Genomic DNA, 22,686 nt, shown 5'->3' with positions numbered 1-22,686 from the left:
CAGTCAGCCGCCCTTTAGCTGCAAATAACCCCACTTTTGGGTAGACTTCGCCGCTGTCAAAATCCAGAGGAACTGTCGATGAATTCATCCACTCGTACCCGTCATCTCAATCAATGGATCCAGACCCACAGTGGGCAGGACATGACCTACCCGGCGCTGCACGGCTTTTTGTGCGCCCGCCTGGTCGGGCCGGATGCCCCTGACTGGCAGGCCCCGCTGGCCGGTCTGTTGCCCCATGACGCCGAACTGGATGAGAAGAGCAGCGACGCGCTGCACCATCTGATCGCCGAGCTGGAAGCCCAGGCCGATGAGGCCCAGCTCGCCCTGCCGAGCCAGTGCCGCCTCTCCACCGAGAGCCCGGAACAGGTCTTCGAGCAGAGTCACCCGCTCGGTCAGTGGTGCTACGGCTTCAGCCAGGGCTTTGCCACCTGGCCCAAGCCCAAGGATCTGAACGACCCGACCACCCAGTACCGTTTCAGCCTGGCCGCCGAGCTGAGCCTGTTTCGCGACAAACCCATGGCGCAGATGCTCCACTCGGCCGCCGGCAGCGACCTCCCCTTCATGGAGTTTTGCAAGCGTCAGCGCCAGAACATGAAGACCGCCCTCAACCAGCTGCTGCAACTGGACGAGTATCAGGCCGTGCCAAGCACGGAGCTGGCGCTGGACAGCGAGCAGGCCGAGCAGTGGCAGCAGTGGTTCGAACTGGCCGATGCCAGTCGCGATCCGCACAGTCGCCTCGGCTGGTTCGACAAGGTGATCGCCGACGCCGAGCCGCTGTTCGACGCCGCCTTCTGGCAGCAGATTGCCGGCCATGGCTGGAGTGCCCACGAAGCGCGTCCGCTGCTGGCCGCCCGGGCCGGACGGGCCGACTGCCTGCTGCGCCTCGGCCAGCTGGAACAGGCGCGCAGCGAATATCTGGCGCTGCTCGAGCTGTGCGTGGCCGACGAGCTGGGTTGCCGCTATCCCCTCTCCAGCCTCTATGCCCTGCAAGGGGAGTGGCAGGCGCTGCAGGCCCTGCTGGTGCGCTTTGATGAAGCCTCCAGCTGGCTGCTCTATAACAAGGCGCTGATGACGTTCGTCTGCGCGGGCACCGAGGCCGCGCAGCCGCTGCTGAGCGCCGCCATCAAGGCCAACGCCCATGTGCCGGCCTGCCTGCTGGGCCAGCGCAAGCTGCCCAAACAGGAGCCCCACAGCTGGCAGGCGGGCAGTCGCGACGAAGCGGCGCTCTACACCCTGCAAAGCCGCGAGGCCTGGCTCAAGCACAACGCTTTGATCTGGCTGCGCAAAGGCTGAGCCGCAGCCACAAAACCAGCCTCGAACAGACCCGGTTGCGGCGGATGACGTGCGCAACCGCACATTTCTCTGGTGCATGTTCAGACAAACGGCCTTGTGTTACGTATCATCAAGGCCAAAGTATCAAGAGAAACTGCACCCGATGCAGCCGTCACAGCAGGATGTCATATGTCAAAGATCATAGAGCTGCTTGCCCACTATCCCCCCTATCAGCTGGTTCACGCCGCCGAGATGGTGCGCGACACCTTTGAGCAGTTTTACCAGCAGCGCTATCAGCTGACGGTGCCCCAATGGCGCCTGATGATGGTGCTCGGCCCCAACTACCCCATCAGCCAGAAAGAGCTGGTCGAGGCGAGCGGAATGGACAAGGTGCGGATCTCCCGCGAAATTCACCGGCTGGTGGAGAAAGGGATCCTGTTCACCGAGAGCAGCGAGCACGACAAGCGGGTCAGTCTGGTCTCCTTCACCCAGGCGGGGCTCACCCTGTTCCAGCAGCTCAAGACCGAAGCGGGCAGCTGGCAGCACACCCTCACCGACTACCTGCCGGCCGAGGCGCGTCAATCCATTCGTCTGCACCTGCAAAGCGTCAGCGACGCCATCGAACAACTTCACCTGCTAGATAGCGAGCGACCCTCATGAACCTGAACAACTTTGCCACCATGGACGTCAACATGCTGCTGAGCCTGGTCAACATGCAACTGCGTGATCGCTTCGATGATCTCGATGATCTCTGCAAGTCGCAGGATCTCGACAAGGCGGCGCTGGTCGCCAGGCTGGCCAGCGGTGATTTCCATTATCAGGAAGATCAGAAGCAGTTCAGATAGGGATCCGGATCACAACCCGGCCCATACCGCTGGCTCCGGCGGCAAAAGCTGCTATGGTGATGGCTACCCCGGTCAACTGACCTGCGGCAAGAGGTATGGATACATCTTGCTGTCACAGACCGCGGTTAGCCTTCTACTCACCAGCCGCAGCCAAGGATGACCCATGATGTTCCTGACCCGCCCAACCAGCCTGATCACCCTCTGTGCCCTGCTGATGATCAGCCTCTTGTCACCGCGCCTGCCCGACAGCGCCGAGCAGTGGCTTACCACCTTGCTGCTGGGCTCTCTGGTGGCGGTCTGCCTGATGGTCGGCAGCGGCTGTCGCCGTTTTCTGCGGGATTGACCTACCCGGCCCCATTCGCCGCAAGGCCCCAAAACAGACAACGCAGCCCGAGGGCTGCGTTGTCGCTTTCTGACGTCTGGCAAAGTGCCGTCTTGATCAGAGTGCCAGGGTCTCCAGCTGGCCTTTGGCCTGCTCGATGCCCTTGGCCTGGGCATCCGGGCCCATGCCCATGCCTTCGGCGTAGATGAAGTCCACGTCCTTGATGCCGATGAAGCCCAGCACGGTACGCATGTAGGGGGTCACCAGATCGGTGGCGCTGCCGACGTGCATGCCGCCGCGGGGGCTGATCACCAGGGCGCGGGTGTTTTCCACCAGGCCGACCGGACCGGTTTCGGTGTAACGGAAGGTGACGCCGGCGCGGGCCACCAGATCGATCCAGTTCTTCAGCTGGGTCGGGATGTTGAAGTTGTACATGGGGGCGGCAATCACCACCAGATCGCTTGCCTTCAACTCGGCAACCAGCTCGTCGGATTGGGCCAGCACGGCCAGTTGACGCTCATTGAGGTTCTCACCACCGCGCAGGCCAGAAGCCAGCTCGCCATCCAGTACCGGCAGGTTCAGGGCCGCCAGATCACGCACGGTGACGGTGTCGGACTGATGGTCGGCCAGAAAACCGTCGATCAGGGCGTTGGATTGGGAATATTGGCCCAGGATGCTGGACTTGAGTACGAGGATATTGGCCATGGTGAAACTCCATTTGGTTGTCGGTTGAACAGCGGTGCTGTCGATGGAGGTCACTCTAAACATTGGGCTTCTATACAGATAGCGAAAATAGATGCTCAACTTATTCAAAATATTTGATGTTTGCTCACTCTCTCGCCAGCCACCGCTCCCCCGCCCCGCCAAGGCTTGGCAGAACAAACGATTGCCGTTATGATCCGCCGCACTTTTTTCAGCGTTCCGGATCCCATGACACCCTCGCGCAGGCACTCTCCCTTTGCCGGTGCAGTCTGGATGATGGTAGCGGGCCTCTGCTTCGCCGCCGTCAACAGCCTGAGCCAGTATGTCAGCTTCAAGCTCGGCCTTCCTTCGACCCAGGTCGCCTTCCATCAATATCTGATTGCCCTGATCTGCCTGCTGCCCTGGCTCATTCGTCACGGTCTGCGCCAGTCGCTGATGACCAACCAGCTGCGGCTGCACCTGCTGCGGGTCGCCCTGGCGGTGGTCGGCATCCAGTTCTGGCTGTGGGCGCTGGCGGTGCCCGTGCCCATCTGGCAGGGCATTGCGCTGCTGATGACATCGCCGCTGTTTGCCACCCTGGGGTCGGCGCTCTTTCTCAAAGAGCAGGTGAGCCGGGCCCGCATTATGGCGACCCTGGCCGGTTTTGTCGGCGCCATGCTGATCCTGGCCCCCTGGACCGACGATTTCAGCTGGGCCTCGCTGCTGCCGGTGGCGGCGGCCCTGTTCTGGGCCGGCTACTCCTTGCTGGTGCGCTATCAGGCGGCGAGCGAGTCGTCCCACACCATCGTCGTCTACCTGCTCATCTTCAGTACCCCGTTCAACGCCATGCTGGCGCTGCCGGAGTGGCAGTGGCCGAGCGAAACCCAGTGGCTGCTGGTGGCCGCCTCCGGCGTGCTGTCGGCACTGGCCCAGATGTCCATCGCCCGCGCCTACAGCGTGGCCGAGGCTTCGTTCGTACAACCCTTTGATTTTGCCAAGCTGCCGATGAACGTGCTGGCCGGCTGGCTGGTGTTTGGCTGGGCGCCACCCGGCCGATTGTGGCTCGGGGCCGCCATCATCATCGGCGCCATCACCCTGCTCACCCATCTGGAGCAGCGCGCCCACAAATCCGTTTCCTGAGGTACGCCATGCGTGCCTCTTTTTTTGCCCGCTATTCGCGCAATAGCGGCCATCAACCATCACTCACGACATCAGGAGAGATCACATGTTTGGAACCGCTACCCGCCCCGGCGCCACCCGCGCCCTGCTGCTGGGCTCCGGCGAACTTGGCAAGGAGGTCGCCATCGAGCTGCAACGCTTCGGCATCGAGGTGATCTCCGCCGACCGCTATGCCGATGCCCCCGCCATGCAGGTGGCGCACAGAGCCCATGTGCTGGACATGCTGGACAGCGCCGCCCTGCGCGCCCTGGTCGCCGAGGTCAAACCCGACCTCATCATTCCCGAGATTGAAGCCATCGCCACCGATACCCTGGCCGCCCTGGAGCAGGAGGGCGTCAAGGTGGTGCCGAACGCCCGCGCCACCCAGCTCACCATGAATCGGGAGGGGATCCGCCGCCTCGCTGCCGAGACGCTGGGCTTGCCCACCTCCCCCTACCGCTTTGCCCAGAGCAAGGAGGAGTTTGTCGCCGCCGTTGACACCATCGGCCTGCCCTGCGTGGTGAAGCCGGTGATGAGCTCGTCCGGCAAGGGCCAGAGCGTGCTGCGCGATCTCGCCAAGCTCGACGAGAGCTGGACCTATGCCCAGGAGGGCGGTCGCGCCGGCCGCGGCAAGGTGATCGTCGAGGGCTTCGTCCCCTTCGAGTACGAGATCACCCTGCTCACGGTACGCGCCGTCGACGGCATCCACTTCTGCCAGCCCATCGGCCATCGGCAGGAAGATGGCGACTACCGCGAATCCTGGCAGCCACAAGCGATGAGTGAACTGGCGCTGGCCCGCTCCAAAGAAGTCGCCGCCAAGGTGGTCGAGGCCCTCGGTGGTTACGGCCTGTTCGGGGTCGAGCTCTTCATCAAGGGTGATGAGGTCTGGTTCAGCGAGGTCTCGCCGCGCCCCCACGATACCGGCATGGTGACCCTGATTTCCCAGGATCTCTCCGAGTTCGCCCTGCACGTGCGCGCCATTCTGGGGCTGCCGGTCGGCACCATCACCCAGTACGGGCCGAGCGCCTCCGCCGTGGTGCTGCGCGAGGGTCACAGCCAGGACATCCGTTATCAGGGGATTGGCGAGGCATTGGCGCTGGTGCCGGGTGCCCAGTTGCGGCTGTTTGGCAAGCCGGAGATCGCCGGTCGCCGCCGGCTCGGCGTGGCGCTGGCCCGGGCTGAAGATTGCCGCGAGGCGGTCGAGCAGGCCAAAGCCGTGGCCGCCAGGGTGGACGTGATTTTCTGACCGCTGTTTTTTGTCTCGCGCAAACAAACGTTTACCTGCGTGATCCGGCGCAAGGGGCATGGCAATGCCCCTTTTGCATTGAGGCACCTCGCTTATAATCCCCCCTTCACCTATGTCAGGAGTACAAGATGTTAACTGCCGTGATCTTCGATATGGATGGTGTTCTGATCGACTCGGAACCCTTTTGGCAACGGGCCCAGATGGCCGTATTCTCCGAGCTGGGGCATCCCCACACGGTGGAAGATTGCGAATCGACCATCGGCGTGCGCATCGATCAGCTGGTGGCCCACTGGTATCGCCTGCGCCCCTGGAGCGGCCCCAGCCAGGAAGAGGTGGTGCAGCGCATTCTGGATCGGGTCAACGCGCTGATCCTCTCCGAAGGTCAGGCCAAGGCCGGCGTGCTGGAGGCACTCGATCTCATTGAGGCGCAAGGCCTTAAAATTGGTCTGGCGACCTCCTCCCCCTTTGCCATGGTAGAAGCGGTGCTCGGCAAGCTCGGCATTCGCGATCGCTTCCTGGCGGTTCACTCCGCCGAGGTGGAGCGCTTCGGCAAACCGCACCCGGATGTCTATATCCACGCCGCCGAGAAGCTGGGGGTGGAGCCGGTGCATTGCCTGGCCATCGAAGACAGCTTCACCGGCCTGCTGGCGGCCAAGGCGGCCTCCATGAAGGCCTTGATCGTACCCGACCCCGCGCTGGTGGGCGATCCTCGTCTGGCCATTGCCGATCATCAGCTGCGCTCGCTCACCGAGCTGGATGCCGAGATGCTGGCCAACTGGGTCAAGTAAACAGCACGCAGGCGCTGCCGGACTGACCTCCTGCCTCCCTTGATCCCGGTCATAAACGTGCGCTTGCTCGCGGTCAGGACAGAGCGAACCAACTAGAATCAGGGGAGATAGGCGGCCCACGGGCCCGAGGAGGTCATCATGATCGAGTACACCAGCAAGCGCATCGTCTGCCCCCACTGTGGCCATCATACCCGGGTCGAGCTGGATGCCAGCCAGGGGGATCAGGAGTTCTACGAGGATTGCATGGCCTGCTGCAACCCCATCCATCTGCGACTGCATCGGGATGAGGCGCGCGACTGCCTGCAACTGTTTGTGGACGCAGACGACGAACAGATGTTCTGACTGCCAGTGAACCCACCCACCAGATCGCCAAGGGCTTGCATGATGCAGGCCCTTTTCTATGGCAAATCCCTGAGGGCGCGTTGGTCAGCTTACCCCGGCTGACGGGCCGCCAGTACCCGCTCCACCGTGTCGACGATGGCCTGAGTCTGGGGGTCGATCTCGATGTTGGTGTGCCAACCGGCTTTGACCCAACCCAGGTTGGTGCGAGCCAGCGTCTCGGGAATGAGATTGACGCAGAACTCGCAGCCGCGCACTTCTCCCACGGTGAGGCTGATGCCGTCGATGCCGATGTAACCCTTGGTCAGCACGTATTTCATCAGCGTGGGGGCGAGGCGATACCATACCTGCCGGTTGTTGGGGGTGTCGATGACCGACACCACCTGCGCGGTGCCCATGATGTGGCCGGACATGGCGTGGCCGCCAATCTCGTCGCCAAAGCGGGCAGCCCGCTCCACGTTGACCTTGTCCCCGGGCTGCAGCTGGCCGAGGTTGGTGAGGCGCAGTGTCTCCTGCATCAGATCGAAGCTGACCAGCTCCCCCTCGACCCGGGTGACGGTCAGGCAGCAGCCGTTGTGGGCCACGGAGGCGCCCAGCGCCAGCCCCTCGCCCCAGGCCGGGCTCGGCATGCGGATCACGTGGGTACGAAAGTTGGGCAGCTGGTCGATGGCCACCAGTTCGGCGGTCCCCTGTACTATGCCGGTGAACATGTCTCGTCTCCTGCTACGAAAAAAGGCAGGGTAACCTCGCCACGGGCCCCAGACAAGCGCGCTGGCTGACAAGCAGGCGGCCGATCGCTATAGTGACGGCATTCAAACCAGCGCTGACAAGGAAATAAAAATGCAGGTATATCAATGCTGTGAGGCCATTCGCATCGCCTACAACCAGATTGGCTCCGGGGAGCAGGGCTATGTGCCACAGGCGATTGCCGCCACCATCAGGGCGCTCAATGCCGTGGCATCGGACGAGCGGGTACCGGCGGATCTGCGCGAACAGGCCGCCTACGCCGCCGCCAACCTGCTGATCAGCGATCACGAAGACGCCTGATCCGGCCCTTGCGCCAAACGTTTCGTCCCGGATGAATTTCAGGCTAGAATGACCCCCCCGCACTTTGCATTCCCGTTTCGGGAGTGCAAAGGCTCTTCCCGCTACCCGCTCTTTTTACGCTTTATCTGATCCACTCGGAGGTGTCAGTGCAACGTTATTGGTCCGAGGCGAGGCAACTCGTTCGTCTAGCCAGTCCCATTCTGGTGGCCCAGGTGGCCCAGGTCGCCATGAGCTTCGTCGATACCGTGATGGCGGGCCAGGTCAGCGCCGTGGATCTCGCTGCGGTGTCGGTGGCATCCAGTTTCTGGCTGCCGATCATCTTGCTGACCCAGGGCATCATCATGGCGCTCACCCCCATCGTCTCCCAGCTCAACGGGGCCCGCAAGCGGGACGATGTACGTCCCGCCGTGCATCAGGGCTTCTGGCTGGCGCTGATGGTGATCCCGATCGCCATGCTGGCGCTCTATTTCAGCCCGCTGGCGCTGCACCTGATGAAGGTGGATCCCGTCATGGCCGCCAAGACCACCGGCTTTTTGCACGCCATCATGTGGGGTCTGCCCGCCTTCGTACTCTTCCAGGTGCTGCGCAACTTCAGCGAGGGGCTCTCCCACACCATGCCGACCATGGTGATCGGCTTCGTGGGGCTGGCGGTCAACATCCCCGCCAACTATGTCTTCATCCACGGTCACTTCGGCATGCCCAAGCTCGGTGGCGTGGGCTGCGGCGTGGCCACCGCCATCGTGCTGTGGGCCATGCTGCTGGCGATGATCGTCTATGTGAAGCTCTCCTCTCATTTCAAGGAGATCAACCTCTTCTCCCGGCTCGCCCGCCCCAACGGCAGCCGGATCTGGCGCCTGTTCCGGTTAGGCTTTCCCATCGCCATGGCCATCTTCTGCGAAGTGACCCTGTTTACCGTGGTGGCCCTGATGCTGGCCCCCTTCGGTGCGGAGACGGTGGCGAGCCACCAGATAGCCCTCAACTTCTCCAGCCTGGTGTTTATGCTGCCCTTGTCGATTGGGGTGGGTGTCACCATCCGGGTCGGCCACAGCATCGGCGAGGGTCAGCCCGCGCACGCCCGCGTCGCCGCCCGCACCGGCCTGATGCTGGGCATGGCGGTGGCTGCCGGTACCGCCGCCCTCACCGTGCTGCTGCGCGAGCATATCGCCAGTATCTACACCGACGACCTGCAGGTGATCACCCTCGCGGCCATACTGCTGTTCTTCGCCGCCATCTACCAGATCTCCGACTCGGTGCAGGTGGTGGCCGCAGCCGCCCTGCGTGGTTACAAGGACACCAAGGCGATCTTCTACGTCACCATCGTCGCCTACTGGGGACTGGGGCTGCCCACCGGCATGATCCTGGGGCTGACCGACTGGCTGGTGCCGCGCATGGGGCCGCAGGGCTTCTGGATCGGTTTCATCGTCGGCCTGACCGGCGCCGCCCTGATGCTGGGTGCCCGCCTGCGTCATATCTATGGCCGCTTTGCCAGCCCGGAGGCCTGCAGCGCCCTCTCCAAGGCGCAATAGGGCAAACTCGCCTGCAAAATCAACAGGCTGCGCAAGAACTGGGCAAACAGTCTGCTTTGTGCGTGCGGCCTGTTGACAGCCTTGGGGGGCATGGGTAGTATGCCGACCACGCCAGCAGTGCTGGTGTGGTGAAACGGGTTTGTGACCCGGTTTGCAAAGTGGGTTTATAGCTCAGTTGGTTAGAGCACTACCTTGACATGGTAGGGGTCGTTGGTTCGAATCCAATTAAACCCACCACTTTTCCGTAATGCGTCCTTAGCTCAGCTGGTTAGAGCACCACCTTGACATGGTGGGGGTCGGTGGTTCGAATCCACTAGGACGCACCATCATGGAAACCTGTTATGCGTCCTTAGCTCAGCTGGTTAGAGCATCACCTTGACATGGTGGGGGTCGGTGGTTCGAATCCACTAGGACGCACCATAACAGCTTGAATATATTGCAGATGTGGATTTATAGCTCAATTGGTTAGAACAGTACTTTGACATGGCGTAGGCGATGTCGTTGGTTCGAATCCGGTTGAACACAGATGTGGGTTTATAGCTCAGTTGGTTAGAGCACTACCTTGACATGGTAGGGGTCGTTGGTTCGAATCCAATTAAACCCACCACTCCCCTGCAATCAGATAAAGTCGCCTTGCGCACCCTGCGTCCTTAGCTCAGCTGGTTAGAGCATCACCTTGACATGGTGGGGGTCGGTGGTTCGAATCCACTAGGACGCACCAGATTAGAAAAGCCCGCTCCTCGAGCGGGCTTTTTGCATTTCCCCTTTCCAGCTTCTCCCGACGTCCGCACGGCGGCAGCCGCCACATGCTCAACCATGCCTGGCGGGTCAACCTCTCCCCGCGCCACACCGCTTAAAAGAGATCGAGCTGCTGGCCGCAGATCCGCTCGAACGACTCGCCGATAAAGGGGAGGATCGCATCGGCAATGGGCCGCAACTGCTTGTCGATGTAGTGCTCGTAGTCGATGGCGCTGCGCCGGTATTCCAGCGGCTCGGGGCCATTGAGAGTCATCAGGTAGGCGATGGAGCCCCTGTGCTGGTAGCGCTGGGGCAGGCCGCGGCGCAGGTTCTCCTCGTCCGCCAGGCGCGCCGCCCGCACATGAGGTGGCACGTTCTTCTGGTACTCCTCGAGTTTTTGGCGCAGCCGCTTGCGATAGACCAACAACTCGTCGTGCTGGCCGGCCCGGGTCTCGTCCACCATGGTGCGCACATAGCCGCTGGGATCCTGGTCGTGAAACACCATTTCATAGAGGCGGGTCTGAAACGCCTTGGCAAGGGGCGTCCAGTCGGTGCGCACCGATTCGAGCCCCTTGAACACCAGCTGCTCCTCTTCACCTGCCTGATCGCCTGCCACCAACCCGGCATAGCGCTTCTTGCTCCCCTTCTCCAGCCCGCGAATGGTGGGCATCAGGAAGCGGCGATAGTGGGTCTCGTACTGGATCTCCAGATAGCTTGGCAGGTTGAACTCGCGCTTGATCAGCGCAGCCCAGTTGTCGTTGATCATCTTCGCCAGCCGCCGGCCAATCTCGTCCGCCTGCTCGGGGCTGGCATCCCGCCCCAGGTGCACGAAGGTGGAGTCGGTGTCGCCATAGATCACCTCGAAGCCCTCCCCTTCGATCCACTCCCGGGTCTGCTGCATGATGCCGTGACCGCGCAAGGTGATGGAGGAGGCAAGCCGCGGGTCATAGAAGCGGCAGCCCCCCGAGCCCAGCACCCCGTAGAAGGAGTTCATGATGATCTTGATGGCCTGGGAGAGCGCCTTGTTGCTGGCGGCCTTGGCCCGATCCCGCGCCGCCCACAGGGTGGCGATGAGATCCGGCAGGAAGTGGCGCTCGCGCGAGAACATGGCGCCGCGAAAGCCCGCAATGGCGTGTTCTGGGTGTTGCAACCCCTCGATGAGCCCCATGGGGTCGATGCAGAAGGTGCGGATGATGCTGGGATAGAGGCTCTTGAAATCGAGCACCAGCACGTGGCGATAGAGGCCGGGTTTGGAGTCCATCACATAGCCACCGGGGCTCGCCAGCCCGCCGTCGGCCGGCAAATTGGGGGCCACGTAGCCGCCGCGATGCAGCCGCGGCAGGTAGAGGTTGGTAAATGCCGCCACCGAGCCCCCAACCCGGTCCAGTTCAAGGCCGGTGAGGGAGGCACGCTCGATGGCAAAGGGGATGAGGTGGCAGAAATCGAAGATCTCCCACACCAGCCGGCAATCTTCCAGGTTGTAGCGGGCCAGCGCCTCCTTGTCGGAGTGGAACAGCTCGGTGATCTTCTCCCCCCGGTTGGCCACGTCCTCGATATCCTTGCCACGGCCGAGCAGCTCGCTCGCCACCGCATCCAGGCTGTAGCTCGGGAACTGCCAGGTGGCGCTTTTGAGGGTGTCGATGCCGTCCAGCACCATGCGTCCGGGAATGATGACGCTGCCGCTCTGGGGGTCGTTGCGCGATGAGCGCCAGAAGCAGAGCTCGTGACCGCGCCCCAGCCGCAACCGCCGCTTGTTGAGCTCGGCGCGGCGCAGCAGCAGGCGAAAGTCGAAGTTGACCACGTTCCAGCCGATCACCAGATCCGGGTCGTGCCGCACAAACCAGCGCTCCAGCGCACTCAGCAGGGCGCTCTCGTCCGCCACCCACTCGACCTGGGTCCCCCAGCTGTCGGCATCGGCCTCCGGCACGCCGATCATGATGACTCGCGCATCCTCTTCGCTGTAGAGCCCCACCGAGAAGAGCGCCCCGTCCATGGCGCACTCCACGTCCAGCGACACCCAGGAGAGGGTCGGCGTCACCGCCTGCGGCGCACAGCGCGCCTCGTTCACCTCCCAGTAGCCATGCTTGCCCCCTTTCTTGAGGGTGCGTCCCTCGAAGCGCACACCAGCGGTGATGAAACGCTCCATCAGATAGCGCTCCGGCAGCCGGATATCTGCCTCGAAGTGCTCCAGCCCGCGGATGAGCAGCAGCTCGATGGCGCGGTGAAAGGCGCTCAAGGTGGCAAAGTAGCAACCCACCACGGCGCGGCCGTCGAAGGTGTGCATCGGCAGGCGGCGAAACCGCCCGCTCACCCCTGCCCCCTTGAACAGCTCGGCGGCTTCTTCCATATGGCTCTGGGGCAGGAAGAAGACCGGCTCCTGCCCCGGCACCACCAGGCGCACCGGCCCCTGCGCGCTCCAGAGCCACATCACGATCTCGGTGCGTTCGCCATGTCCGTTGCGACCGCGCACATCCCGCCCGTGACGGGTCAGGATAAAGCCATCGAGTGGCAGAGTAACGGGAGGAACAGGCTTGATCTCGGTCATGCAGGCTACTGGGGTCAACGCTGGGATGGAACCATTGTACGTTCATACAGTGCTTTGCTGCAATCGGCACGCCCAGCCGCAATGACCACGCCAGGCTGCGAGCCGCGCCGCAAACTGGTAAGCTCGGCCAGACTGGCAGCGACTGCCGGTGGCAGCTTTATTCGCCGCGCCATTCATCCAACACTCACTCTTCACCCGACATCAGGAGGTCATGGTGGCGCTTTACTCTCTGCTGGATCAGCTGGCCATTCCCTATCAGCGCATCGATCACGCCCCCGTATTCACCTGCGAGGAGGCCAGCCGGCTGCTGCCCAAGCTGCCCGCCGCCAAGACCAAGAACCTCTTCTTGCGCGACCCGAAGAGCGAGCGACTGTTTCTGGTGGTGACTCCTGAAGAGAGCCGGGTCGACCTAAAGGCGCTGGCGAGCACCCTTGGGGTCAAGCGGCTGAGCTTTGGCTCGCCCGAGCGGCTGGAATCCGTGCTTGGCCTCACCCCGGGCTCGGTCACCCTGCTCGCCATGGTGCGCGACAGGGAAAAAGCGGTGGAACTGATAGTGGATGAAACGATCTGGCAGGCCGAGCGGGTGCAGTGCCACCCGCTGGTCAATACCGCCACCCTGCTTATCCGCCTCGACGACGTGCGCCGCCTGCTGGCCCACCTCGGCCGGGAGGCCACCGTCATGCGGCTGCCGGTCGTGAGCAACTGATCCAAGAAGGGGGGAAGCATAAACGCCCCGGCGTCATGCCCCGCCCCTGATTAATCGAGTCAGCAGCCCTCTTGTGGCGGTTGTTGCCGCGATCGTGCACGGATCACTTAAACCATTGCTCAGCGGCGCAATTCATGCTGTGATCCGGCCCAGTCACCCGGCCCTGAGGTCGCTGCGCCGTTCCCGGCAGGAAGAGCCCACACCCTTGATGCAGAGTCTGTTTTCCTCGGCCCAGTTGCTGAGTCTGGTGCTGTTCGTCAGCCTGTCGCACATCGGGGTCGCGGCCATTTTCGCCTACCTGTGGCATACCCAGCGACCGCTGCGCTCCCTGCTCTACTGGTCGGCCAGCGAACTGGCCATCGCCGCCGCCTTTGGCTGCCTGCTGCTGCGAACCCTCACGGGGGATAGCTCCCTTGCCAATATCCTGCTCACCAACCTGCTGATCATCGCCACCCCGCTGCTCTATGAGCGGGGGCTGCGCCACTTCTTTCGGCGCGAAGCCGACCGTTTCGGCTGGCTCTGCCCGCTCCTCGCCCTCGCCGGCTTCCTGCTGTTCGCCGTCACCGCCGCGCAACTGCCAGCGGATGACATACACAGCCGGATCGTGGTGCTCTCCGGGGCCATCTCGCTGCAGATATGCCTGCTGCTGTGGCAGCTCTGGCGCTATCAGCGACTGGCACCCGCCTACCGGGTGCTGCGCTTCGCCATCCTGCTGCTCGCCCTGCAACTGGCCCTGCAGCTGGTCAGGATCGCCAAGCATCAGTGGTGGCCGGAGTCGGCCGCCTCCAGCCTCACCGATCCCCTGCTCGGCCCGGTGATCCTGCTCAGCCTGCTCTTTACCATCGCCCGCAGCTTCATTTTGCTGAGCCTGGTGCACACTCGCCAGCAGCAGGCGCTGCTTGCCACCCAGCGCGAGCTGGAGCGGCGCGCCAACCTGGATGCCCTGACCGGGCTGGACAGCCGCCACCATTTCGAGCAGCAGCTGGCGGCGCGCGCCTGTCGCAGTGCCCGCCCCTGGCAGTTACTGCTGATCGACCTGGACAACTTCAAGCAGATCAACGACCGCCACGGTCACCCCGCAGGCGATGCCATGTTGCGGGCGGTGGGCCGGGTGATCCGGGAGAGCCTGCCGCCGGCGGGGCTGGCCGGCCGCCTTGGCGGCGACGAGCTGGCACTGCTGGTGATGGAGACATCGCAGACCCTGCCGGCCTGCTGCCAGACCCTGCAGCAACGGGTAGCAGATGCCACCCGGCCGCTGGCCGGCGGCCCCATCAGCCTCAGCATCGGGCTGACCTCGCTGCAGCAGGGCGAGAGCTTCGAGCAGGCCTATCCACGCGCGGATCGGGCACTCTATGCCGCCAAGCAGGCCGGCCGCCAGCGTGCCTGCATCCAGGAGCCGCACCACAGCGAACCCAGGCCGCTGTGGCCCCTGGCCACCCAGACCTGATGCAACCCCCCATCGAGTGCCGGGCCGCTCGGCTGACCGACGCCCCCGCCTACCGCCGCTACGTGGCCGAATGTGGCGCCGCCGGGTTGCCGCTCTATCAGGTGGCGCAATTCGACCCGGAGCAGTGGCTGCAGGAGTTGCTCGCCCATGCCGATGGGCTGCATCTGCCGCCGGGCTACCCATCTACCACCACCTATTTTGCCCTCGAGGGGGAAGAGATCCTCGCCACCTTGCGCCTGCGTCACGGCGACAACTCCGCCACCTGTCAGTGGCTTGGCCACATCGGTTACGAGACCCGTCCCACCCGCCGGGGTGAAGGCGTCGCCCGCACCCTGCTCGGCTGGCTGCAGCGCCATGTGCTGAGCGAGCCCGTGCTCATCAGCTGTGACGAGGCAAATGCCGCCTCGCTCAAGGTCATTGCCGCCGCCGGTGGGCAATGGCTGGATCGCCGCTACCATGCCGGCGATCGCTGCTGGCTCCGGTTTTACCGGCTGGCCCCGGCCAAGGGGCCAGGACTGAGCGGCAGACAATAAAAAAGAGCGCCACAAGGCGCTCTTTTTTCACTGACCACGGCCACTAGCAAGATCAGTAGCTGTCTTCCTCTTCGGCCTTCATCCTGGCCTGACGGGCCAGTGCCTCCTCCTGGGCGCTCTCGATCTCGTGCAGCACGGAGTCGAGATCCACCTGCTCGCGGCTCTCCTCGAACAAGCCGGTCAGCTCGCTGTCGGGGGTCAGTTTGCCATCTTCATACAGGGCCCACATCTCCCGGGCGTAGCGGGTCTTGAGCAGCTCGGGGGCATACATGCCGTAGTAGTTGCGCATGTTGTTGACGTCGCGCTCCAGCATGGCCCTGGCCTGGTTGTTGGCGGCGGCGTCCACCACCTGGGGCAGGTCGATGATGACCGGGCCCTGTTCATCCACCAGCACGTTGAACTCGGAGAGATCGCCGTGGATGAGGCCGGCGCAGAGCATGCGCACCACATAACGGATCACCTTGCCATGGTCGATGACCGCCTGCTCGGCAGAGAGCGCCACGTCGTTGAGGCGGGGGGCAACATTGCCCTCTTCGTCGGTGATGAGCTCCATCAGCAGCACGCCATCGAGGCAGACATAGGGCCTGGGCACCCGCACCCCGGCCGCAGCCAGTTTGAACAGGGCATCCACTTCGGTGTTCTGCCACACCTCTTCGTGCTGCTTGCGACCGTATTTGGAGCCTTTCTCCATGGCACGGGCATCACGACTGCCGCGCACCTTGCGCCCTTCCTGATAGACCACGGCCTGCTTGAAGCTGCGCTTGGACGCCTCTTTATAGACTTTGGCGCAGCGGATCTCGTCGCCGCAGCGCACCACATAGACGTCGGCCTCTTTGCCGCTCATCAGCCGGCTGATGACGTCATCGACCAGGCCGTCATCAACCAGAGGTTGGATTCGATTTGGAATTTTCATGGCCGCCCTTTTACCCTATTTGCGCATCAGAAGATAGCCCCTCCCGGGCCACTTGCCTATCCCTGTTTCCTGACGGCACCCGGCGTGCCGGCAACCGCGATGATCCCGGTGCGATAACCCGCGCCGCCGGGTCGGCCGGCCTCACTCCCCGGGAGGGAGATCGCCACGGATCCGCTTAATGCCCTCTTCGTAGAACCCATCCGATCCTTGCTGGTGCTCCATGGTCTCGAAGATCTTGAGAAACCACATGTACTGCTCGGGATGCTGGCGCAGCTGCTGCTCCACCATGCCGTTCATGGCACAGACATCGGCCACCAGATCCGCACCGGGATAGGGGTCGAAAGGCGGCTCGATCTCCAGCCGGTAGCAGCCCTCCTCCTCGTCATAACAGGCGAGAATGGGCACCGCCCTGGCGCCGGTCAGTTTCACCAGCTTGGGCAGGGCCGGCAGGGTCGCCTTGGGATGGCCGAAGAAAGGCACGAAGATGCTGGCTTCACGGCCGTGATCCTGATCCGGCAGATAGAAGAAGCTGGCGCCGCTGCGGATCGCCTTGATGGCAGGTTTGATGCCGACGCTGCGCTCATATACCTTGCCGCCCTTGGCCCGCTCGCGGTTGATGTACCAGTCAAATACCTGATCCTTCGGGCTCTTCATCATGGTGCACATGGTCAGCCCCCGAATGGCGAAGTAGCGGCCGATCATGTCCACCGCCCAGGTGTGGGGCACCACCAGGATCACCGGCCGGCCGGCGGCCCGCTCTGCCTCGATATGCTCCCAGCCACGCACCTTGACCCGGCTGGCCAGATGAGCGGCGCTGCGCAGGGTCAGTTCGGCAAAGCCCATGAAGGTCTTGAGACCGACCCGGATCGATTTGAGCAGCAGGGCCTGACGGCCAGCCTCGTCCAGCTCGGGAAAACAGATCTTGAGGTTGGTCTCGGCAATGTAGGCCTGCTTCTTAGAAATCCGCAGCAGGGTGGGCGCCAGACGGTTGGCGAGCCGGTCGCGCAGACCATGGGGCACCAGCGCCAGCAGACAGAGCAGACCAAGCGCCAGCCAGCTGCCCCACCAGCGCGGATGCAGCAGACGGGGATGAAATGAGGTGTCAAAAACCGGATCGTGTGAGGACATGGCCGCCATCAAGTCATAGAAAATAAACGGTTATTTTAATTATCCTGACAAATTTTTCCACTTTGGCGGCCACGCCCCCCGGCCACCGGGCTGGCAGGCAAGGAAGCTCTTCCCTCATGACGAGTCACCATCGCCAATAAAAATGGCCCCGCAGGGCCATATGACATAAAGGCGTGCCGCCTCAGGGTAGCGGCTGCAAGCCACTGCGGATGCGCTGGATCCCCGCCTCGTAGCGACCATCCAGGCCCACCTGATCTTCGCGGGTATCGAAGATCTTGAGGAACCACATGTACTGACCGGGGTCGCGGCAGAGCTGCTGCTGCACCATGTCGTTCATCCGGCAGGTGTCGGCCATCACATCCTCGGTGGGATAGTTGTCAAACGGCGCGTCGATCTCCAGCCGGTAGCAGTGCTTGGCCTCGTCATAACAGGCCAGCAGCGGTACCGCCTTGGCGCCGCTCACCTGCACCAACCGTGGCAACGCCGGCAGCGTCGCCTTGGGGTGACCGAAGAAGGGGGCAAAGATGCTCTTCTCGCGGCCATGATCCTGATCCGGCAGATAGAAGAAGCTGCGACCGCCCTTGATGGTGCGGATCACCGCCTTGATGCCGGCACTGCGCTCATAGACTCGGCAACCGTTGCGGGCCCGGGCCCGATTGAGGTGCCAGTCAAAGACCGGGTTGCGTGCCCGTTTCATCATGGTGCACATGGGCACCCCGCGCTGGGTGAAGTAGTAACCAGCCGCATCCACCGGCCAGCTGTGGGGCACCACCAGGATCACCGGTCGGCCGACGGCCTGCTCCGCCTCGATATGTTCCCAGCCGCTGACCTGCATCCGACTCATCAGATAGGCGGGGCTGCGCACGGAGAACTCGCCAAAGCCGAGCAGACTCTTGAGACCGACCCGGATCGAGGTCATCAGGATGGCATCGCGTTCGGCCTCGCTCTTTTGCGGAAAACAGAGTGCCAGGTTGGTTCTGGCGATATAGATCTGCTTTTTCGAGATACGGAACACCAGCGGTGCCAGGGCGGCGGCGAGACGGTCGCGCAGACGGACCGGCACGAAGGCCAGCAGCATCAGTACGCCAAGCGCCAGCCAGCTCAGCCAATAGCGTGGATGCAGGAATCTGGCCTCGAAGCGGGTGTCAAACACGGGATCATGGGAAGACATGGATGGGGATCAAGCTAAGAAAATGGAGCTGCATTGTATTCGTCCTGACAGGTAATACCAGTGAAATTCATCATTGTCTCCCCAGGCTGGGCGCTGGCGCAAAAAACGGGGCGCCAACGGGCATGAATGGCACCTTTCGCTGCCAGAACCGGTACAAAAAGCGCTTCACCCGAGGGTGAAGCGCTTGGTCATTATCCGGTTGATGGCCCCTGTCTGATGCAAGGTTGCTCATCAACGCCCCGTATCCCGGCTCTCGCCGTCTTCTTCTTAGCGACGAACCATGCCGTGCGCCACCTCGTCGCTGCCGTCGAGCGGCAGGAAGAACATCAGGTAGCGCAGGGCCACATAGCCGACGATCAAGGTGGCGGCGCCCAGTTCGAAGTGGGCCAGCAGCCGGATCTGCTCGACATACTCGGCCGCCTGGGGCCACTGCTCGACCAGATGGCTCACCTTGAACAGGGCGGTGGCGCCGATCACCAGCGGGAAGGTGAAGGCGGCGTAGCCCGGTGAGAACGGCAGACGCAGCAGCTTGATGAAGGCCAGATAGATGATGCCGGTCATCAGCACCGCAATCCCCAGCAGCACGGCCACCAGCAGCAAGGAGGGTTCCTCGCTCACGGTCAGGTAACCGGCCAGTGACAGGCTGGCGGGGGCCGCCAGGATGGCGATGGTCGGCTTGGCGGCATCCGGCACTTCATGGCTGAAGATGAGGCGATAGAGCATCAGCGGCAGCATCAGGCCGTAGCAGAGCATGCCGAACCAAAGCAGGCCGTTGGCCAGCGCCGCAAACTGGCCGCCCGGGAAGGCGACGTCCGCGACTATGATCCCCACCGGCGGCACGAACCAGCTCGGCACCATGTGGTGGATTTCAAACTGTTTGGCCCGATGCCAGACGAAAGTGGCCAGGAACGCCAGGTGCAGCAGCACGGCAAACAGCCAGAGCCCCTCGCCCAGACCGGCGTCCAGCATGCCGACCGCCTTGGAGACCACCATGGTACCCATGGCATAGGTGGGCACCACGCTGCCGACCACGGGGTGGGCCAGATCCTGCCACAGCAGGCGCGGGTGCAGCAAAAACTTGAAGGTCAGGATCACCAGCAGCACGGCGGCAATGGCTGCCCCCAGCAACTGCAGACGGCCATCGAAGTGACCGGCATTTTCCCAGCACCAACCGAGACTGGCGATCCCGAGTGCCAGCCCTGCCATGGGAGTCGGGGCTTTGCCTAAGGATTGACGGGTTCTTGCGATCATGTCTGAAACCTCTGATGAGAGACGATGGGCATAGGATAATGGCCCCGTATCGTTTAAGATATCTAAATGAATTAAATCAATCGTTCAGGATATCCAAACATGAAGCTGACCCTGCAACAACTCAAGGTCTTTGCCACCATAGCCCGTTACGGCAATCTGGGGCTGGCCGCCAATGAACTGTGCCTGAGCAAGGGCGCCGTCTCCCAGTCGTTGCAGGAGCTGGAGCGCCAGCTCGCCACCCCGCTGTTCGATCGCATTCACCCCAGATTGCAGCTCAACAACGAGGGGCGACTGCTGCAACCGGCGGCCGAGGAGCTGCTGACCCGCATGCAGGACATCGAGACCCTGTTCAGCCCGGATGCCGAACCGAGCGGCCAGCTGCGTCTGGGCGCCAGCCAGACCATCGGCAACTACTTGCTGCCGGCCCTGCTCGCCACCAGCAAGCAGGAGCTGGGGCAGCCGCCCCGCGTCACCATCACCAATACCCACCAGCTCTGCCACCTGCTGGCCAACTTCGAGCTGGATCTGGCGCTGATCGAGGGGGAGAACCACCACCCGGATCTGGTCAGCGAGCCCTGGCTCCACGACGAGATGCTGATCGTGGCCCAGCCCGCTCACCCCCTCGCCGGTCGCAGCCGTCTCTCCCTCGCCCAACTGAGCGATGAGACCTGGGTGCTGCGCGAGCCCCAGTCCGGCAGCCGCGAGCAGTTCGAGCAGCAGATCCAGCCCGAACTGCCGCGCTGGCAGACGGGGCTCGAGCTAAATACTCTGGAGGCGGTGATGCTGGCGGTCGAGAAGGGGCTCGGCATCTCCTTCATCTCCCACCTGGCGGTGTCGGATCGGTTGCAGGCCGGCCGTCTGGTGGCCCTGCCCCTGACCCGTCGCTTCCCCCGTCAGCTCTCCCTCATCTGGCACCGGCAGAAGTATCACTCCGCCACCCTACGCCGCTTTCTGCAATTTTGCCGCGCCCAGGAGGATGTGTTGCACAGCGATGCCAGCAGCACCTGAGCCAATGGGATGATCGGGCAGCCTATTGCCCGGCATTGCCCTTGCCGCCGGAGTATCGGCAGCAATAGAAGAGGGAGAGCCCAGGCTCTCCCTCTTTGTCATTCAGCCTTGTAACTCAGCGTTTCGCGGGCAGCAATCCCCGCTCAACCCAGCCCAGCACTTGTCTGCTCAGCGCCTGCGGCACCCAGGGCGAGTCGCTCAATCCTTGTCTGACGCAGGCGGCAAAGTGATCCGCCTCGTGCTGCATGCCGCCGCCCCCGACCGGCAGTGCGATGTCGTATGGCCAGGCAGGCAGAGGATCGCCACCACGCCACGCTATCTGCTGGGGATTCCACCACTTGCCCACCAGCTCCAGCGCCCAGCCGGGCCCGGACAGCCAGGCCGACTTGTCGAGATCCGCGACGATGGAGGCAGCAAGTTCGGCCTTGAGCGGGCCGGAAAAATCAAAGCGGGCGGCTTCGTCCACCTCGCCCGCCTGGCGAGACAGCGTGACCTCGGGCTCACCCGCCGCCAGCCCGAGCTGGTGACAAAGAGCGGAATAGAGCCAGAGCGGGTAGACCCCCACATCCCAGGCGGCGCCGCCGGCCAGCGCCGGGTCAAACAGCTTGCCGTCCCGCGCCTGCACCGAACCAAAGGCGGCCCGCAGCCTGTCGGGGGCCGGCAGAGCCGCAAGCCGCCCCAGCAATTCGCGCATGGCGGGGAAGCACATCACCTTCATCGCCTCCATCAGCAGCAGGCCCCGCCCGGCGGCGAGCCGCACCAGCCGATCCCAGTCCGCCACCCGGGTCACCGCCGGTTTTTCCACCAGCACGTGCTTGCCCGCCAGCAGCATGAGTTCGATCAGGGCGGCGTGCTCCGGGTGGATCACCGCCACATAGACCGCCTCCACCTGGGGGCTGGCCGCCAGCGCCTGATAGCTGCCATGGGCGTGGGGCAGCCCCTGCTCGTCGGCAAAGGCCTGCGCCCGCGCTTGATCACGGGCGGCGATCGCCACCACCCGGCTGCCACTGGCGTGCCCGTTCACATCCTGACAAAAACGGCGAGCAATGGCCCCCGCCCCGGCAATCCCCCAGCGCAGCGGCTGGTCGCTTGATCTATCTTGCATCCCTGTTTCCTTATGCTGTCTGCCAGTCAGTCATCATGCCTTCGCCAGGCTGCGCAACCAGCGGATCTCGTCGCCCCAGATGGACTCGTCGATGGTCTCCAGGATCAGCGGAATGCCGTCGAAGCGATGGTCATTCATGATGTGATGGAACACCGCCTCCCCCAGGTTCCCCTCGCGCAGACTGTGGTGGCGATCGACCCGGCTGCCGAAGGTGCACTTGGCGCCGTTGATATGCATCCCCTTCAGATACTGGAAGCCCACCGTCTGCTCGAACTCGGCAAAGACGGCGGCGCAAGCGTCTGCAGTGCGCAGGTCATAACCGGCAGCAAAGGCGTGGCAGGTGTCAAAGCAGATGCCGACCCGACTCTTGTCCTCTACCCCGTCGATGATGGTGGCCAGATGCTCGAACGACCAGCCGAGGTTGGTGCCCTGGCCAGCGGTATTTTCGATCACCGCCGTCACCCCCTGGCTGCGCTCCAGCGCCCAGTTGATGGATTCACTCACCAGCTTGAGGCTGGCCGCCTCCGGGATCTGCTTCAGGTGGCTGCCCGGATGAAAATTGAGGTAGCAGAGCCCCAGCTGTTCGCAGCGCTTCATTTCGTCCAGAAAGGCGTCACGGGACTTGGCGAGGCCGTCGGGGTCGGGATGACCCAGATTGATGAGGTAGCTGTCGTGGGGCAGGATCTGCTCGGGGCGAAAGCCGCCCTTCTCGCAGGCCAGCTTGAAGGCGCGGATGCTGGTCTCGGAGAGCGGTGCCGCCTGCCACTGGCGCTGGTTCTTGGTAAACAGGGCGAAGGCATTGGCGCCGATGGCCTGGGCGCGGGCGATGGTATTCTCCACCCCGCCGGCCGCACTGACGTGGGCTCCGATAAATTTCATCTTATCTCCTCTGCACTGTTGCTGGGTCTGGCCGCGCA

23 protein-coding genes and 5 tRNA genes are annotated in these 22,686 nt (G+C 63.3%); 19 read left to right on the top strand and 9 right to left on the bottom strand.

Annotation, left to right across the window (positions count from 1 at the left end; translation table 11 throughout):
- Window positions 1-78: 78 nt before the first annotated feature.
- The 4 genes from PG899_RS14390 to PG899_RS14375 all read left to right on the top strand — a co-directional run bounded on the left by PG899_RS14390 (window position 79) and on the right by PG899_RS14375 (window position 2,460).
- Window positions 79-1,293, top strand: a complete 1,215-nt coding sequence (locus tag PG899_RS14390) for a UPF0149 family protein (protein WP_077095501.1) — start codon at window positions 79-81, stop codon at window positions 1,291-1,293.
- 168 nt (window positions 1,294-1,461) lie between these two features.
- On the top strand, window positions 1,462-1,932 hold the full coding sequence (locus tag PG899_RS14385) for a MarR family winged helix-turn-helix transcriptional regulator (RefSeq protein ID WP_016350842.1): 471 nt from the start codon (window positions 1,462-1,464) through the stop codon (window positions 1,930-1,932).
- Window positions 1,929-2,117 (top strand): DUF4250 domain-containing protein, encoded by a 189-nt coding sequence (locus tag PG899_RS14380; RefSeq protein WP_042065161.1) that lies wholly within the window; start codon window positions 1,929-1,931, stop codon window positions 2,115-2,117. The genes PG899_RS14385 and PG899_RS14380 overlap by 4 nt, the downstream gene beginning before the upstream one ends.
- Window positions 2,118-2,280: 163 nt before the next feature.
- Window positions 2,281-2,460, top strand: coding sequence for a hypothetical protein (locus PG899_RS14375; RefSeq protein WP_039214394.1), 180 nt, complete (start codon window positions 2,281-2,283; stop codon window positions 2,458-2,460).
- Window positions 2,461-2,556: 96 nt separating this feature from the next.
- On the opposite strand, the gene PG899_RS14370 is transcribed toward PG899_RS14375, so the two are convergent.
- Window positions 2,557-3,144 (bottom strand): FMN-dependent NADH-azoreductase, encoded by a 588-nt coding sequence (locus tag PG899_RS14370; RefSeq protein WP_179101324.1) that lies wholly within the window; start codon window positions 3,142-3,144, stop codon window positions 2,557-2,559.
- A 225-nt stretch (window positions 3,145-3,369) separates the two neighbouring features.
- Between PG899_RS14370 and PG899_RS14365 the strand changes: the two genes are divergently transcribed.
- The 4 genes from PG899_RS14365 to PG899_RS14350 all read left to right on the top strand — a co-directional run bounded on the left by PG899_RS14365 (window position 3,370) and on the right by PG899_RS14350 (window position 6,654).
- The gene (locus PG899_RS14365) at window positions 3,370-4,260 is read left to right on the top strand and encodes a DMT family transporter (protein WP_179101325.1); all 891 of its coding nucleotides are present in this window, start codon (window positions 3,370-3,372) and stop codon (window positions 4,258-4,260) included.
- An 85-nt stretch (window positions 4,261-4,345) separates the two neighbouring features.
- Window positions 4,346-5,524, top strand: coding sequence for a formate-dependent phosphoribosylglycinamide formyltransferase (gene purT / locus PG899_RS14360; protein ID WP_077095504.1), 1,179 nt, complete (start codon window positions 4,346-4,348; stop codon window positions 5,522-5,524).
- A gap of 128 nt (window positions 5,525-5,652) precedes the next feature.
- On the top strand, window positions 5,653-6,312 hold the full coding sequence (gene hxpB / locus PG899_RS14355; RefSeq protein ID WP_077095505.1) for a hexitol phosphatase HxpB: 660 nt from the start codon (window positions 5,653-5,655) through the stop codon (window positions 6,310-6,312).
- A gap of 138 nt (window positions 6,313-6,450) precedes the next feature.
- Complete coding sequence (locus PG899_RS14350; protein ID WP_005301298.1) at window positions 6,451-6,654, top strand: CPXCG motif-containing cysteine-rich protein; 204 nt, start codon at window positions 6,451-6,453, stop codon at window positions 6,652-6,654.
- Window positions 6,655-6,743: 89 nt separating this feature from the next.
- Here PG899_RS14350 and PG899_RS14345 read toward each other — a convergent pair whose 3' ends face one another.
- Window positions 6,744-7,361, bottom strand: coding sequence for a riboflavin synthase subunit alpha (locus tag PG899_RS14345; RefSeq protein ID WP_077095506.1), 618 nt, complete (start codon window positions 7,359-7,361; stop codon window positions 6,744-6,746).
- 130 nt (window positions 7,362-7,491) lie between these two features.
- Here PG899_RS14345 and PG899_RS14340 point away from each other — a divergent pair, with 130 nt between their 5' ends.
- The 7 genes from PG899_RS14340 (at window position 7,492) to PG899_RS14310 (ending at window position 9,945) form a co-directional block, all read left to right on the top strand.
- A complete protein-coding gene (locus PG899_RS14340) occupies window positions 7,492-7,698 on the top strand; it encodes a YaeP family protein (RefSeq protein ID WP_005301307.1) in 207 nt (68 codons plus the stop codon).
- 146 nt (window positions 7,699-7,844) lie between these two features.
- A complete protein-coding gene (locus PG899_RS14335; RefSeq protein ID WP_077095507.1) occupies window positions 7,845-9,224 on the top strand; it encodes an MATE family efflux transporter in 1,380 nt (459 codons plus the stop codon).
- A 160-nt stretch (window positions 9,225-9,384) separates the two neighbouring features.
- A tRNA-Val gene (locus PG899_RS14330) sits at window positions 9,385-9,461 on the top strand.
- Between the two features lie 12 nt (window positions 9,462-9,473).
- Window positions 9,474-9,550: transfer RNA gene (locus tag PG899_RS14325), tRNA-Val, on the top strand.
- Window positions 9,551-9,567: 17 nt separating this feature from the next.
- A tRNA-Val gene (locus tag PG899_RS14320) sits at window positions 9,568-9,644 on the top strand.
- A 110-nt stretch (window positions 9,645-9,754) separates the two neighbouring features.
- Window positions 9,755-9,831: transfer RNA gene (locus tag PG899_RS14315), tRNA-Val, on the top strand.
- A gap of 37 nt (window positions 9,832-9,868) precedes the next feature.
- Window positions 9,869-9,945, top strand: a tRNA-Val gene (locus PG899_RS14310).
- Between the two features lie 132 nt (window positions 9,946-10,077).
- On the opposite strand, the gene PG899_RS14305 is transcribed toward PG899_RS14310, so the two are convergent.
- Complete coding sequence (locus PG899_RS14305; RefSeq protein WP_077095508.1) at window positions 10,078-12,507, bottom strand: DNA polymerase II; 2,430 nt, start codon at window positions 12,505-12,507, stop codon at window positions 10,078-10,080.
- A gap of 211 nt (window positions 12,508-12,718) precedes the next feature.
- On the opposite strand from PG899_RS14305, the gene PG899_RS14300 reads away from it, so the two are divergent.
- The 3 genes from PG899_RS14300 to PG899_RS14290 all read left to right on the top strand — a co-directional run bounded on the left by PG899_RS14300 (window position 12,719) and on the right by PG899_RS14290 (window position 15,193).
- Complete coding sequence (locus tag PG899_RS14300) at window positions 12,719-13,213, top strand: prolyl-tRNA synthetase associated domain-containing protein (protein ID WP_161785090.1); 495 nt, start codon at window positions 12,719-12,721, stop codon at window positions 13,211-13,213.
- Between the two features lie 208 nt (window positions 13,214-13,421).
- The gene (locus tag PG899_RS14295; RefSeq protein ID WP_179101326.1) at window positions 13,422-14,660 is read left to right on the top strand and encodes a GGDEF domain-containing protein; all 1,239 of its coding nucleotides are present in this window, start codon (window positions 13,422-13,424) and stop codon (window positions 14,658-14,660) included.
- Window positions 14,660-15,193, top strand: coding sequence for a GNAT family N-acetyltransferase (locus PG899_RS14290; protein WP_179101327.1), 534 nt, complete (start codon window positions 14,660-14,662; stop codon window positions 15,191-15,193). Before PG899_RS14295 ends, PG899_RS14290 begins: the two co-directional genes overlap by 1 nt.
- Before the next feature lie 52 nt (window positions 15,194-15,245).
- Here the strand turns inward: PG899_RS14290 and PG899_RS14285 are convergent, their stop codons facing one another.
- The 4 genes from PG899_RS14285 to PG899_RS14270 form a co-directional block, all read right to left on the bottom strand.
- A complete protein-coding gene (locus tag PG899_RS14285; protein ID WP_043161761.1) occupies window positions 15,246-16,106 on the bottom strand; it encodes a PA4780 family RIO1-like protein kinase in 861 nt (286 codons plus the stop codon).
- A gap of 141 nt (window positions 16,107-16,247) precedes the next feature.
- Window positions 16,248-17,243 carry an LpxL/LpxP family acyltransferase gene (locus PG899_RS14280; RefSeq protein WP_043161760.1) on the bottom strand — a complete coding sequence of 332 codons (996 nt, stop codon included), beginning with the start codon at window positions 17,241-17,243 and terminating at the stop codon, window positions 16,248-16,250.
- A gap of 172 nt (window positions 17,244-17,415) precedes the next feature.
- Complete coding sequence (gene lpxM / locus PG899_RS14275) at window positions 17,416-18,405, bottom strand: lauroyl-Kdo(2)-lipid IV(A) myristoyltransferase (RefSeq protein ID WP_077095512.1); 990 nt, start codon at window positions 18,403-18,405, stop codon at window positions 17,416-17,418.
- Between the two features lie 267 nt (window positions 18,406-18,672).
- Entirely contained in the window at window positions 18,673-19,656 is a 984-nt protein-coding gene (locus PG899_RS14270; RefSeq protein ID WP_043168602.1) for a TDT family transporter, read from the bottom strand.
- A gap of 99 nt (window positions 19,657-19,755) precedes the next feature.
- Here PG899_RS14270 and PG899_RS14265 point away from each other — a divergent pair, with 99 nt between their 5' ends.
- Window positions 19,756-20,664: a LysR substrate-binding domain-containing protein gene (locus PG899_RS14265; RefSeq protein ID WP_077095513.1), complete on the top strand. Its 909-nt coding sequence runs from the start codon at window positions 19,756-19,758 to the stop codon at window positions 20,662-20,664.
- 115 nt (window positions 20,665-20,779) lie between these two features.
- On the opposite strand, the gene PG899_RS14260 is transcribed toward PG899_RS14265, so the two are convergent.
- Together PG899_RS14260 and nfo are read right to left on the bottom strand one after the other, a co-directional pair.
- On the bottom strand, window positions 20,780-21,769 hold the full coding sequence (locus PG899_RS14260; protein ID WP_077095514.1) for a Gfo/Idh/MocA family protein: 990 nt from the start codon (window positions 21,767-21,769) through the stop codon (window positions 20,780-20,782).
- Window positions 21,770-21,802: 33 nt separating this feature from the next.
- Window positions 21,803-22,648, bottom strand: coding sequence for a deoxyribonuclease IV (gene nfo, locus PG899_RS14255; protein WP_077095525.1), 846 nt, complete (start codon window positions 22,646-22,648; stop codon window positions 21,803-21,805).
- Window positions 22,649-22,686: the final 38 nt, after the last annotated feature.

The organism is Aeromonas sp. QDB39 (assembly GCF_027707585.1).
GTDB lineage: Bacteria > Pseudomonadota > Gammaproteobacteria > Enterobacterales > Aeromonadaceae > Aeromonas > Aeromonas hydrophila.
Note: the sequence above shows the minus strand (reverse complement) of the source record. Positions and strands in the feature narration are given on the sequence as shown.